Origin of the sequence: Brachybacterium sp. AOP24-D1-21, assembly GCF_052378665.1 — a bacterium.
Classification (GTDB): domain Bacteria; phylum Actinomycetota; class Actinomycetes; order Actinomycetales; family Dermabacteraceae; genus Brachybacterium.
Window position 1 is genome coordinate 159811 of the sequence record NZ_JBQSXX010000002.1, and the last position, 13490, is coordinate 173300.

Below are 13490 nucleotides of genomic sequence, written 5' to 3' on the forward strand. Positions count from 1 at the left end.
GGAGCCTATGCGACCACCTGCAATTGACGCTCCGGTAACGGCCCTATCCGTGACTGCTTTCACCAGGGTCACGACCACGCCCTTCACAGGAAGGAACCGGGCCCCGACGGGCTCAGCCGCGCAGCATCCTCATGCCGGCCGCCAGACCACAAGCTCCTCCCCCGGCACCTCCAGGTCCGCACCCGCGATGCTGAGCCGTGCCGGTGAACTGCCATGGTTCAGGACGACCACGGCCTCCCCGCGACGGATCACTTCGACCTGCTCAGGGAGGCTGGCCAGCTCCAGGCCCGCGGCAGCCGCGGCCCGTCCGATCACGGAATGGAGCGTCTCAGGATCCAGCAGGCCGCCGAGGTACCAGATCGCCCCCTTCCCCAGCTCCCGGTGGGTGACCACCGGTCGCCCCTGCAGTGCACCCTCCGCCACGGTCCAGAGGCGATGCGCCGTCGTCGTGCGCAGAACCTCGACGAATCGTGACACCTCGGCCTCCGCCCCCGTGTCGTCGCAGACGACGATCGGCGCTGCGAGCGGCCACGGCTCCTCGCGGAACACCCCTGCGAGCTCGAGCAGGCCGCCTCCGAAGCCGCCGAGATGAGCACGGACATCCTGGTCCACGACCCCGCTGTGCGGGCCAATGAGCAGCTGGCCTCCGTCCCGCACGAACTGCTCCAGTACCGGGGTCAGCTCGGCCCGGGCAAGGAACTGTGAGGGCAGCACGACGAGGTCATAGCGACTGTGCAGGCTGCTTCCCGACGGTTCTGCACCGCCTTCTGCTGCTCCGAATTCTTCTGTGGGGGCGAACAGGGTCGACGGGCCGATGTCGACCCGTTCCCCGGCACGGAAGAACGGCTCGTAATACATCTCGTTCTGCGCGATCGGGTCGAGAGCCGACGTGGCCCGGCCTCCTCCCACGGCGGCGCGCCAGGACTCCCAGTCGTGGACGAAGAACACCCGAGAGGTGCCGGGGGCGATGTCCGCCAGCGGGCTGTCGTCGAGCTCGCGCCCGAGTTCGGCGACTCCGCAGAATCGGGCGGTGTCCGCCCCTGCATGCGGGACCAGGGCCGAGTGGAAGGTCTCGGGTCCGCTCGCCGCCTGGCGGAACTGGAAGTAGGAGATGACATCGGCGCCGTGGGCGTGAGCGCGCCAGGTATCCAGACGGTTCTGAGCGGCGGTCTTCGGCACGTTGTGGGCGCGCCAGTTCACGGCTCCCGCCGCTTGCTCCATCAGCACCCACGGACGCCCGTGCCCCAGAGTGCGCAGATAGGAGTGGGTCAGCGAGGCCGTCAGGCGGGAGGCGGGATCCGCCGGGTCTGTGTAGTGGTCATCCGCCAGCACATCGACATGCTCGCTCCACGCCCCGTAGTCGACCAGCGGGAAGAAGCCCATGAAGTTGGTGGTGATGCAGGCGTCGGGCGCCGCCTCACGGATGATCCCCGCCAGATCGAGATAGCAGTCCAGCAGCTGATCTGAGGTGAAGCGGGCGAAGTCGAGCTCGAGCGCAGGATTTAAGAGATAGGGCGTCTCGCGGGGTGGGATCACGTCCTCGAACCCGCGCAGCCCCATCGACCACACCGTGGTCCCCCACGCCTGGTTCAGCACATCGATGTCACCATAACGCGCCTGCAGCCAGGCACGGAAGGCACCGGCGGTGCTGTCGTCATGGGACAGCTGGCCGTACTCGTTGCCGACGTGCCACATCACCACCGCCGGATGCTCCGCATATCGCTGCACCAGCATCCGCGTGATCCGTCTGGCTGCCTCACGATAGGCGGGAGAGGACGGGTTGAACTGATTGCGCGAACCCCACCAGAGAGTGCTTCCCGAGCGGGTCTCCGGGAGGGAGCCCGGGTGCATCACGCCGAGCCACGGGGGTGGTGACGCGACCGGGATCGCAAGGTCCACGGCGATGCCTCGCGCATGGAGGTCATCGAGCACCTGGTCGAGCCATGCCACATCGAAGCGTCCCGGCTCCGGCTCCAGCCGCGCCCAGGAGAACACCCCGACAGTCACGAAGTCGACATGGGCGCGATCCATCAGATCCAGATCCTCGGCATGCACCTCGCGAGGCCATTGCTCGGGGTTGTAATCTGCGCCGAAGAGCGCTCCGCGCACGCCGTGCTGGGCGCGAAGATGGGACAATACGTCACAAGATCGGGACATCGCACTTCTCATCGTCATTCACATTCCTCCTGGCAGAGAGGCGGCGCCATGGCCACCATGTCGGATATTGCGCGCGAGGCCGGCGTCTCCCTGAGCACCGTCTCCTACGCGCTGAGCGGCAAGAGGGCGATCTCCGCAGCGACCAGGGAACGGATCAATGCGGCGATCACGCGCCTGAGCTACCACCCCCATGCGGGGGCTCGCGCCCTCGCCTCGCAGCGAGCCGGAACGATCGGGCTCGCGGTCCCGCTGGCTGCGGATGTCGATGCGCACGTGGTGATGATGTTCGTCCGTTCGCTGATGACGGCTGCCCACGCAGCCTCCAGCGAGATCCTCCTGATCGCGGCAGAGGACCATGAGGCGACCGTGCGAGTGCTCGCAGAGGGCAAAGTCGACGCACTGGTGGTGATGGACGTGGTCGAAGACGATCCGCGGATCCCGGTCCTGGCCGACGCCGCACGTCCCGTCGTGCTGCTGGGCTATCCGAGCCAGGCGCTCGGCATCCCCCGGGTCGACTTCGACTTCGAACAGGCTTCGACGCTGGCCGTGACCGAACTGCATCGCCGAGGTGCTCGACGACTGGTGATGATCGGATCGCCTGCGGCGACCCAGACCCGTCACGCCACCTACGCCGACCGCGCCACCCGAGGCTTCAGGGATACCTGTGCCCGCCTCGAGCTGCCAGCCCGTCACCTGGTCCACGACCATGAGGTCGACTCCACGGGGCAGATGATCCGCACGATCCTCACGAACGACCGTCCTGATGCACTGGTCATCCATAACGAGAGCGCGCTGCCTGCGATCCACCGGGCACTGGCGGCCGAAGGGATCTCGATGCCTGCCGACCTGCAGGTCGTGGCCATCGCTCCCCGGGAGACGACCCTGCTCGGTGCCGTGGAGTACACGGCTGTCGAGATTCCTGTCGCGGAGACCGGACGGGCCGCAGTGACCACGGCGACTGATCTCATCGAGGGGCGCGGGGACCCCCGCGACCAGCTGATAGCGCCATCACTCATCGAGCGCGACACCACCCATCGGCTGCAGGCCTGACCGCTCGTCCCTCGCAGCACGTCGGTCAGCCTCCACACACTCGCCGACCTCCTACCGCTCGTCCCTCGCAGCACGTCGGTCAGCCTCCACACACTCGCCGACCTCCTACCGCTCGTCCCTCGCAGCACGTCGGTCAGCCTCCACACACTCGCCGACCTCCTACCGCTCGTCCCTCGCAGCACGTCGGTCAGCCCTTGACCGCGCCGATCATGACGCCGGTCTTGAAGTGGCGCTGGATGAACGGGTACACGATCACCACCGGCACCAGCGCGATCACCATCACCGCCATCTGCACCGCGAGCGTGGCCACCTCGCCCGAGCCCACATCGACCTGGCCCGGAACAGAGACGCCCTGCAGCACGAAGCTGCGCAGCACCACCTGCAGAGGCTGCATGGCAGAGTCGTTGATGTAGAGGATCGCGTTGAAGAAGGCGTTCCAGTAGCCGACGGCATAGAACAGGGCGACCACGGCCACCACCGCCTTCGACATCGGGAGCACCATCTGGAACAGGATCCGCCAGTCCGAAGCGCCATCGATCCGTGCAGACTCTAGGATGCCCTGGTCGATGCCTTGGAAGAAGCCGCGCATGATCACGATGTTGAAGGCGGAGATGGCGCTGGGCAGGATCAGCGCCCAGTAGCTGTCGATCAGTCCCAGCCCCGAGACCAGCAGGTACATCGGGATCATGCCGGCGCCGAAGAACATGGTGCCCAGCATCAGGAACAGGATCGGGGTATGCAGGAGGCTCCCCGGCCGGGACAGGCCGTAGGCGGCCAGCACCGACACCGTCAGAGACAGCGCCGTGCCCACCGCGGTCACCCCGAGGCTGACGATCACTGCGCGGGTGACGATGCCGCCCGAGAGCACCTGGCGGTAGGCGTCCAGGGTGATTCCGTCGGGGAACAGCACCAGGCCGCCGGCCCGCGTGATCGCGCCCTGCGGCGAGAGGCTGGTAAGGATGATCGTGTAGAGCGGGACCAGCACCGCCAGACAGATCAGCACCAGCACGATGCCCTTCGCGCCCTGTGCCGGGAGCGAGGGGTCCTCGTCCCAGACCGGTCGCGAGGAGGGACGGCGCTTGCGCGGCGGGCTGCCTGCGCCGGCGAGCACGCCGGTGGCCACGCCCTGGCGAACCGGCGCGCTGACGGGGCTGGGCCCGGGCCCGATAGAGGTGCTCATGCCTTCTGATACACCCCCGCCTCACCGAACAGATGCGCGATCTTGTTGGCTCCCAGCACCAGGATCATGCTGACCACTCCCTTCAGGAGTCCGGCGGCAGCGGCGTAGCTCCAGTCGCCGTTCTGCACGCCCGTGTAGTAGACGAAGGTGTCCAGGACCTCGGCGCGACCGGCGCCGACAGCGTCCCGTTGGAGGATCAGCTGCTCGAAGCCGACCGTCAGGGAATTGCCGAGGTTGAGGATCAGCAGCAGCACGATCACCGCCCGCATACCGGGGAGGGTGATGTGCCAGATGCGGCGCCATTTCCCTGCGCCGTCCATCGCGGCGGACTCATACAGGGCCGGATCGATGGCGTTCAGCGCGGCGAGGAAGACGATGATGCCCCAGCCGGCGTCCTTCCACACCACCTGAGACGTGATGAGGAACAGGAACGTATCGGGATCGGTCATGACGTTCACCGTGCCGAGACCGAACTCGCGGGTGAACTGGTTGAGCAGACCGGCGCCGCCCAGGATCTGGTGGAAGATCGAGACCACCACCACCCAGGAGAAGAAGTGCGGCAGATACACGATCGATTGGATGACCGTGCGGACCTTCTCATTGAGGATCGAGTTCAGCAGGATCGCCAGGATGATCGGGATCGGGAAGTAGAACACCAGCTGGAAAGCAGTGATCACCAGCGTGTTCTTGACTGCGTTCCAGAACAGGGGATCCAGCAGCACCCGCTCGAACTGGTGCGCTCCGACCCAGGAGCTGTTCCTGATCCCGATGAACGGGGAGTAGTCCTGGAACGCGATCACGTTCCCGAGGATCGGGATGTACGCGAACACCAGCAGCAGCACGACCATCGGCATGGTCATGAGGATCAGCGAGCGATCACGGCGCAGCCGGCTTGTGAAGCTGACGGTGCGGCGGCCAGGCCCCGTCGACCCACCTGCCGCGGGGCGGCGGGAGGGTCGACGGGACCGTAACGGCCGTGCAGTATCTATGGACATGGACACCTCGGTTCTGGAAGCGCGACAGCTGATGGGCAGTCAGTTCAGGACATGAGCTCAGTTCAGGACATGAACTCGGCGTAGAAGTCGCGCAGCTTGTCGCCCCCGGAGGAGCGCCAGTGCTCCACCGCTTCATCGAGTGCGCCGATGTCCTTGCGCCCGCGGCTGATGTCCACGACCAGATCGTCAAACGGCTGGCTGAGGGAGCCGAACTCTGAGGGCTCCTGGATCTGGATTCCGTAGAACAGCGGATCGACCACGTGCTCGGACTGACGGGCCATCCACTGGGTCGAGGCCTCGACGTACTCCGGGAACTGCACCTTGGCGTTGACGATCCCGGGCTGGGCGAGGAACTGGTAGGTGGAGGTCACCTCGCGCCGGCCCTGGTCGTTCATCTGAGGGACGCCGTGCTCATCGCGCTCGAAGTGAGTGCCCTCCACTCCGTAGGTGAGCAGGTCGAACTCCTCGGTCCCGAACTGGGAGGCGCACCAGTCGGCGATGCGCAGCAGCTCGCGCACCTGCTCGGCGTCATCGTTCTTCTTGAGGAAGGAGAAGATGTTGACCGGAGCGCCGCGGTACAGGGTCGGTGCCCCGCCATCGGGTGCGAACAGGTCCATCGCCATCTGGTCGAAGTCCGGGTTGGTGGGACGCACCCGAGTGAGGGCTTCGTGCCAGCCGCCGACGCCGTCGTTCATCACGAGGGTCTGACCGGATTCGAAGCGGTCCTTGGCGGGTCCGTCGTTGCCGGCTACGGCGTCCGGGTGCATCGCACCGGACTCGATCACCTTGGTCAGCCAGACGATGGCTTCCTTGTACTCCTCCATCTCGAAGGGATGGACCAGCTTCCCGTCACGCTCCGCAAAGGTCGAGGGAATCGCGTACATCATCTGTGCGGTGTTCCAGAGGTTCTCGCAGCCCCAGCGATTGGCTCCCTCGTCGATGATCTCGGTCAGCACCGACAGGAACGAGTCGGCGTCGGTGGGCGGCTCGACCCCCAACTGCTCGAACAGGTCCTTGCGATAGAACACCGCGTTCGTGATCAGCTCGGACGGGTAGGGAAGGCCGTAGATGCGGCCGTTGAACATCGAGTATGCCCATGCCGCAGGATCCAGCCGCGCAAGGTTCGGGTAGTCATGGATCGCATCGCCGGCCAGATGCTCGGTGAGGTCCTGGAACACGTTGCCGACACCCTCGATGAAGCGCGGGGGGATGTTCCAGGAAGGGATCACCATCCAGTCGGGCACGTTCTTCGGGGAGGCGAGCACCGTCTGCACCTTGTCCGCGTAGGTGTTGCCATCGGCCACCTGGAACTCCAGGGTCGCGCCGAGCTGCTCGTTGACTGCGTCGTAGTAGGCGTTGTCGCCGAGGTTCGGCGGCGAGGTCCACCAGGCCGGGCTCATCACGGTGTAGTCGCCGCCCGCACCGGGCACCGCGTCGACGCCCTTGACCAGCGGGTCGGGCATCGTGACGTAGCCGGGAGTGGAGCCGTTCACGCTCGGGAAGTCCGGCTCGACGAGGAACTCCAGAGCGCTGTTCGGGAGCGAGGCTTCGACCTCGGCCGTGAGCTCGGCACCGGTCAGCACTCCCCCGCTGCCGGAGCCTGCGGCAGAGCCTCCGGATCCTCCACAGGCGGCGAGGCCCAGGGCTCCGGCGCCGATACCGAGGTATCCGAGCAGCCGCCGACGCGAGACCGCGTTGTCGATGAGGTTCATGATCCACTCACTTCCTTGTGACGGTATGCGGTTGCCGAATGAGCGACCGCAGTTCTCCCCCGGTAGCCGAAGCAGTCCGGGTGATGAATCTCGAGCGCGGACTAGCCAAGTGTCGAAGCGCTTCGATAGGCTCGAACCTTAACCGTCGACCAGGCTCGTGGCAAGACCTCTGTCAGGAGCTCTCGACGGAACCTCCTGTGCCCCGCCGTCGAAGAGGACCCCATGGCATCCGTCCCATCCACGTCTTGGCTGGAGACTCGCGCGATCCTCGATGCGAGTGATGTCGAGCGCCTGGAGCACGCTCGCGCGCTGGTCCGTGCGATGGACATCGAGGAGAAGCTGCCGTTCCTGCACCAGCACAGCCCTGGTGTGGAACGGCTGGGCATCGGCCCGTTCTCCACGGGCACCGAGGCGCTGCACGGCGTCGCCTGGCGGGGTCCAGCCGTCACCTATCCGCAGCCCGTCGGGCTCGCGGCGACTTGGGACGCAGACCTGCTCGAAGCCGTGGGCGAACAGATCGCGCGGGAGGTGCGGGTTCATCATGGGCACGAGCAGCCGGCCAGCTTGAACGTCTGGGCGCCCGTGGTGAATCCGCTGCGTCACCCGCTGTGGGGGCGCAATGAGGAGGGCTTGTCCGAAGATCCGCTGCTCAATGCGCGCCTGGGCAGCGCGATCGCTCGGGGCTTGCGTGGAGCGGGCCCGGTGTGGGCGACGGTGCCGACGCTCAAGCACTTCCTGGGCTACTCCCATGAGGTCGACCGCGCCGCCACCTCGTCCGAGCTCTCGCCACGGGTGCTGCACGAGTATGAGCTGCCGGGTTTCGAAGAGGCATTGGCCAGCGGCGCCGCGGGTGCGGTGATGCTCTCCTACAACTTCGCCAACGGGGTCCCCGCGCATCTCTCCCCGCTGGTGAACGACCACCTGCGTCACCTGGTCGGCGATCCTGATCTGCTGTTCGTGGTCAGCGATGCGGGCGCACCCACGAATCTCTTCTCGATCCAGGGCGCCTGCGCGGATCTCACCGAGGCGGTGGCCGCGATGCTGCGAGCCGGCGTCGACTCCTTCACCGACCATGACCGGGACTCGGGGCCGACGATCCGAGCCGCACGAGCCGCGCTCGAGGCGAGCCTGATCCAGGAGCGACACATCGACCAGGCGGTGGTCCGCCAGCTGGTTCTGCGTGCCCGAACCGGTGAGCTTCCGATGTCCCCGTCCGCTGCGAGCACTGCACCCAACTCCCCTAGCGCCGACCGGCCCGCCTACACATTCGATCGCGAGGCGGCGACTGCACTGTCCGAGCAGGTCGCTGCGAGAGCTGCCGTGCTGCTCAAGCACGACAACGCGGCCCTGCCAGCGCGTTCCGGCAGCACCATCGCGGTGCTCGGCTACCTCGGCGGGACAGTGCTCCAGGACTGGTACAAGTTGAGTCCCGCATAGTGGTGTAGCGCGGTGGCCCCGTGATCGTCTCTGACGAGGACGCGGCCACCGTGTGATCCTTCGAGTCAACCTTCCACAGAATCCTCGAACGGAGTCATCACGATGACCGCTCCTCATATTGTCGACCCTCACGGCCTGCTCGGTGAAGCCCTGGCCGAAGCCTCCCCGGATCTGATGCGCACGATGCTGCAAAGGATCATCAACGAGCTGCTGTCCGCGGACGCTGACGCGGTCGCCGGCGCGGAATACGGCCGACCCAGCCCCGAGCGGGTCGCTCAGCGCAACGGCTACCGCCACCGCGACCTCGACACCCGCGTCGGCACGATCGACGTCGCCGTCCCCAAGCTCCGCACCGGCACCTACTTCCCCGAGTGGCTGCTCGAGCGCCGCAAACGCGCCGAATCCGCCCTGATCATCGTGGTCGCGGACTGCTACCTCGCCGGCGTCTCCACCCGCCGAATGGACAAACTCGTCAAGACCCTCGGCATCAACAGCCTCTCGAAGTCACAGGTCAGCCGCATGGCGGCCGATCTGGACGAGCACGTCGAACAGTTCCGCCACCGCCCCCTGGACGCCGCCGGGCCGTTCACGTTCGTCTCCGCCGACGCACTGACGATGAAGGTCCGCGAGGGCGGACGAGTCATCAATGCCGTCGTCCTGCTCGCCACCGGCGTCAACGGCGACGGCCACCGCGAAGTCCTCGGCATCCGGGTCGCGACCAGCGAGACCGGCGCGGCCTGGAACAGCTTCTTCGCCGACCTGGTCGCCCGCGGCCTGGGCGGAGTCCGCCTGGTCACCTCCGACGCGCACGCGGGGCTGGTCGAGGCGATCGCCGCTCACCTGCCCGGAGCGTCCTGGCAGCGCTGCCGCACCCACTACGCCGCGAATCTGATGAGCATCTGCCCCAAGGGCATGTGGCCAGCCGTGAAAGCGATGCTGCACAGCGTCTATGACCAGCCCGACGCCGAGGCCGTGAATGCGCAGTTCGAGCGTCTGCTGGACTACTGAATATTCGCGTCGCTGGGGTCCGCTGATCGAGGGTCCGGGGGCCAGTTCGTTTTCGTAGCGATGGCGTCGTTGGGGGCCAGCTGTGGTGTCGTTGGGGACCGCCTTGCTTACGCTCCTTCCGCCGTGTGTATAGGGCACGCGGCGGAAGGAGCAATCGGAAATGGTACGGAAGATCAGAGCGAAGCTGGTGCTCCAGCTGCGCGCCGAGGGTCTGTCGGGGCGAGCAATCGCTGCCTCGCAGGGCATGTCCCGGAAGTCGGTCAGGGCGGTATTCGAGGCCGCTGACGGGGTGGGGATCGGTTGGGACGACGTGGCCGAGCTCGACGATGAGCAGGTGTATGCGCGGTTGTTCCCGGGCCGGGGTGAGCGCGAGAGCGTGTTCGCTCAGCCGGACTGGGAGCAGGTCCATCGGGAGATGGCGAGGGTTGGGGTGACGCTGAAGCTCCTGCATGGCGAGTACCTCGACGTCTCCGCGGTGGCTGGGGACCCGGCGATGGGGTATGACCGGTTCTGCCGCACCTACCAACGCCACGTGCTGGTCACCGGCGCTGCCTCGAGGGTGGGGCATAAGGCCGGGCAGAGTGTGGAGGTCGACTGGTCCGGCCCCACGATGGAGCTGATCGACGCGGTCACCGGCGAGGTCTCGAAGGTGTTCTTGTTCGTGGGCTGCCTGCCGTTCTCCCGTTACGCGTTCTGCTTCCCGGCGCTGGATATGCGACAGGAGTCGTGGCTGCGGGCGCACGTGGCGATGTTCGACGCGTTCGGCGGGTCGGTCCCCAGGATCGTGCCGGACAACCTCAAGACCGGCGTGGTGAAGCATCCCCGCGAGGGGGAGATCGTCCTCAACGATGCGTATCGCGAGATGGCCGGTCACTACTCGGCAGCGGTGCTGCCGGGCAGGGTGCGGAAGCCGAAAGACAAGGCCAGCGTGGAGAACACCGTCGCGCACGTCGCTACCTGGGTCATCGCCGGGCTGCGGGACCAGCAGTTCACGACCCTGGCCGCGCTGGCTACGGCGATCAGCGAGAGGATGGAGGCCTACAACGCCGAGCCGTTCCAGAAACGTCCTGGCTCCCGCATCAGCGTGTTCGAGGCGGAGGAGCGCCCGTTGCTGACCCCGCTGCCCGCGGTGGCCTACGAGATCTCGCGGTGGCTCTATAGCCGGCGGGTGGGCAGGAACGGGCACGTCTCGTTCGCGCGGAACTTCTACTCAGTGCCGTTCGCGCACCTCGGCGCATCGGTTGATCTGCGCATCACGGCCCGCACGCTGGAGATCTACCACGGTCACCAGCGGCTTTCCAGTCATCTGCTTTTGCCCGAGGGGTCGGTGAACGAGTACCGCACCAACGACGCGGATCTGCCCGCCGGGGACCGCTACCAGGCCTGGGACGCGGCAAGAGTACGGGCATGGGCGGAACGGATCGGCCCAGCGACGGTGATCGTGACCCGGCGGATCTTCGAGTCCGTGCCGATCCAGGAACAGGGCCTGGACCCTGCACTAGCGGTGCTGCGGCTCTCTCGCCGCTTCTCCGCAGACCGGGTCGAGGCGGCCTGCGCGCTCGCGTTGACGAGCCGGATCCGCTCGCCCCGCTACGCGCATCTGCAACCGATCCTTGCGACCGGGCAGGACAAGACCGTCGGGTTGCGTCCAGCCCGCGAGGAACCAGCGGAGCAGGGCGGCTTCGTCCGTGGCGCGGACTACTACGGCGGAGGTGCCCGATGACCGCGATCGATATCGAGACCAAGCGGAAGCTACGAGAGATGGGCGCAACTGCGCTCCTGGACGCCATCGATGCCCAGGACGAGACGCACGTGTTGGGGATGTCGTTCGAGGACCGCCTCCAGCTGGTCGTGGACGAGGCGCACTCCACGTTCAACCAGGGCAAGGTCGAGGGCCTGATCCGCCGGGCGGGGCTGCGTTACCCTGGCGCTGATCTGCGCCGACTGGACCTGGTCGAGGAGCGAGGGCTGGACCGGAACGTGATCGCGCAGTTGGCGACGTGCTCGTTCATCCAGCGCCAGCAGAATGTCGTCTTCCAGGGCTTCACCGGGTCGGGGAAGTCGTATCTGGGATGCGCGCTGGCGAAGCAGGCCTGCCAGCACCGGATCCGTGCGCACTACATCCGGATGCCCGACCTCGAGGAAGCCTGGGCTCTGGCCAAGGACAAGTCCCAGGGCCAGGCGAAGTTCCTGCGGAAGTACTCGACGTTCTCGCTGCTGGTGATCGACGAGTGGCTGCTGGACCATCCTGACGAGGGGATGCGTTCGATGCTGCTGGAACTGCTCGAACTCCGCTACGACACCGGCTCGACAGTGTTCTGCACCCAGTACGCGAAGAAGGACTGGAGGTGTCAAGTTTTCTGTGTAAGGGGCCGGTCGAACAGCCTCTCTGCCGGGTGGTCAGAGCGGAAGTCGGTTGGGGAACTGAACGGCGAAAGCATTGAGGGCTTGATGCCATCCCTGAGTGCCGGTTCCGAGCTGGCCACCGCGGCGGGTCTCGATGTTCCGGATCCCCAGATAGACCAGCTTCATCGCCGCCTCGTCCGACGGGAATGAGCCCCTCGTCTTGGTGATCTTCCGGAGCTGGTAGTTGATCGACTCGATCTGGTTGGTCGTGTAGATGACCTTCCGAATCTCGGGGGTGAACGCCAGGAACGGGATGAAGTCCTCCCACGCGTTCCGCCACGCCAGCACCGCCCCCGGCGCCTTGCTGCCCCAGGCCTCGGCAAAGGCCTCCAGGGCCAGCTCAGCGGCCGCCACGGTGGCCGCGGTGTAGATCGGGCGCATGTCCTTGGCCATGGTCTTGCGGTCCGTGTAGGAGGCGTACTTCATCGCCGAGCGCAGCAGGTGGACCACGCAGGTCTGGACCACGGTCTCGGGGTAGATGCTGTTAACCGCGGCCGGCAGCCCGGTCAGCCCATCGCAGCACAGGATCAGGATGTCCTTGGTGCCACGGTTGCGAATCTCGGTGAGGACGTTGGCCCAGAACTTCGCGCCCTCGGTGGCCCCCAGCCATAGGCCCAGGACCTGCTTGCGGCCCTCCATATCGACGCCTACGGCGACGTGGCAGGCCTTGTTGGTCACGACTCCGCCGTCGCGGATCTTGAGCCAGATCGCATCGATGTAGACGATCGGGTAGACCGACTCCAGGGGCCGGGACTGCCACTGGGCGACCTCGTCGGTGACGACGTCCGTGACCCTGGAGATCGTCGCGGCGGAGACCTTCGAGCCGTAGATCTCCTCGAGATGGGAGCCAATGTCGCGGGTGGTCATCCCGCGGGCATACAGCGACAGGACCATGTCCTCGACCCTGCCCAGTCGGCGGGTCCGCTTGGGCACGATCACGGGCTCGAACGAGCCGTTGCGGTCCCTGGGGACGGTGAGCTGCACTGGGCCCTGGAGGGTATGGATGGACTTGGTGGTCTTGCCGTTACGGGAGTTGCCCGTTCCGGCGCCGGCAGGGTCGCCGGACTCGTAGCCGAGGTGGTCGCTCATCTCGGTCTCCAGGGCCCGCTCCAGCACGGCCTGGGTCATCCGGGACAGCAGCTCCTCGACCCCGTGGCGGCCCTCTCCGAGGTCTTCGGCGGCGTTGACGAGGGCGTCGACCTGGTCGGCGCTCAGCACGCCCGCAAGAGGGTTCTGGGCATCAGCAATCTCGGTCATGTCATCGGTCCTTTTCAGAGGCGAGCCCGCAGGTCACACCTCGGTTAGAGACCGGACCCTTACACAGCTAATGAAACACCCTCGAAGGACTGGCATCCACGCCTCGGAGGAGGAGTCCACGCCGATGCGATCATGGACCGCATCGTCCACAACACCATCTGGATCGACACCGGCAACCGGAACATGCGCGAACACGCCGCCATGACCCAGTGACCCGATGACGGCGGGAGCCAGTGGCCCCCATAGAGACGATCACTGGCCCCCGCCGGCACGATCGGTGGCCCCCAA

At 66.5% G+C, this 13490-nt stretch carries 8 protein-coding genes and 3 pseudogenes; 6 read left to right on the forward strand and 5 right to left on the reverse strand.

From position 1 onward, the window contains the following. Positions 1-129: 129 nt before the first annotated feature. Entirely contained in the window at positions 130-2157 is a 2028-nt protein-coding gene (locus ACT3UF_RS15430) for a beta-galactosidase (protein ID WP_441445639.1), read from the reverse strand. A 48-nt stretch (positions 2158-2205) separates the two neighbouring features. On the opposite strand from ACT3UF_RS15430, the gene ACT3UF_RS15435 reads away from it, so the two are divergent. Further along, positions 2206-3207, forward strand: coding sequence for a LacI family DNA-binding transcriptional regulator (locus ACT3UF_RS15435; protein WP_444608425.1), 1002 nt, complete (start codon positions 2206-2208; stop codon positions 3205-3207). Positions 3208-3394: 187 nt separating this feature from the next. On the opposite strand, the gene ACT3UF_RS15440 is transcribed toward ACT3UF_RS15435, so the two are convergent. From ACT3UF_RS15440 to ACT3UF_RS15450, 3 genes are all read right to left on the reverse strand, one after another. Next, the gene (locus ACT3UF_RS15440) at positions 3395-4387 is read right to left on the reverse strand and encodes a carbohydrate ABC transporter permease (RefSeq protein ID WP_441445641.1); all 993 of its coding nucleotides are present in this window, start codon (positions 4385-4387) and stop codon (positions 3395-3397) included. Further along, positions 4384-5382, reverse strand: a complete 999-nt coding sequence (locus tag ACT3UF_RS15445; protein WP_441445642.1) for an ABC transporter permease — start codon at positions 5380-5382, stop codon at positions 4384-4386. The genes ACT3UF_RS15440 and ACT3UF_RS15445 overlap by 4 nt, the downstream gene beginning before the upstream one ends. 62 nt (positions 5383-5444) lie before the next feature. After that, positions 5445-7094, reverse strand: coding sequence for an extracellular solute-binding protein (locus ACT3UF_RS15450; RefSeq protein WP_441445643.1), 1650 nt, complete (start codon positions 7092-7094; stop codon positions 5445-5447). Positions 7095-7316: 222 nt separating this feature from the next. On the opposite strand from ACT3UF_RS15450, the gene ACT3UF_RS15455 reads away from it, so the two are divergent. The 4 genes and pseudogenes from ACT3UF_RS15455 to ACT3UF_RS15470 form a co-directional block, all read left to right on the forward strand. Continuing rightward, positions 7317-8531, forward strand: a complete 1215-nt coding sequence (locus ACT3UF_RS15455) for a glycoside hydrolase family 3 protein (RefSeq protein ID WP_444599561.1) — start codon at positions 7317-7319, stop codon at positions 8529-8531. Positions 8532-8633: 102 nt separating this feature from the next. Continuing rightward, positions 8634-9536, forward strand: a pseudogene (locus ACT3UF_RS15460) (IS256 family transposase); the annotation flags it as partial. 163 nt (positions 9537-9699) lie between these two features. Next, entirely contained in the window at positions 9700-11262 is a 1563-nt protein-coding gene (istA, locus tag ACT3UF_RS15465) for an IS21 family transposase (protein ID WP_444592675.1), read from the forward strand. After that, positions 11259-11885: pseudogene (locus ACT3UF_RS15470) on the forward strand (ATP-binding protein); the annotation flags it as partial. The gene istA and the pseudogene ACT3UF_RS15470, both read left to right, overlap by 4 nt. A 54-nt stretch (positions 11886-11939) precedes the next feature. On the opposite strand, the gene ACT3UF_RS15475 reads toward ACT3UF_RS15470, so the two are convergent. Continuing rightward, positions 11940-13202: an IS256 family transposase gene (locus ACT3UF_RS15475; protein WP_193119625.1), complete on the reverse strand. Its 1263-nt coding sequence runs from the start codon at positions 13200-13202 to the stop codon at positions 11940-11942. An 84-nt stretch (positions 13203-13286) separates the two neighbouring features. On the opposite strand from ACT3UF_RS15475, the pseudogene ACT3UF_RS15480 reads away from it, so the two are divergent. Then, positions 13287-13415: pseudogene (locus ACT3UF_RS15480) on the forward strand (ATP-binding protein); the annotation flags it as partial. Positions 13416-13490: the final 75 nt, after the last annotated feature.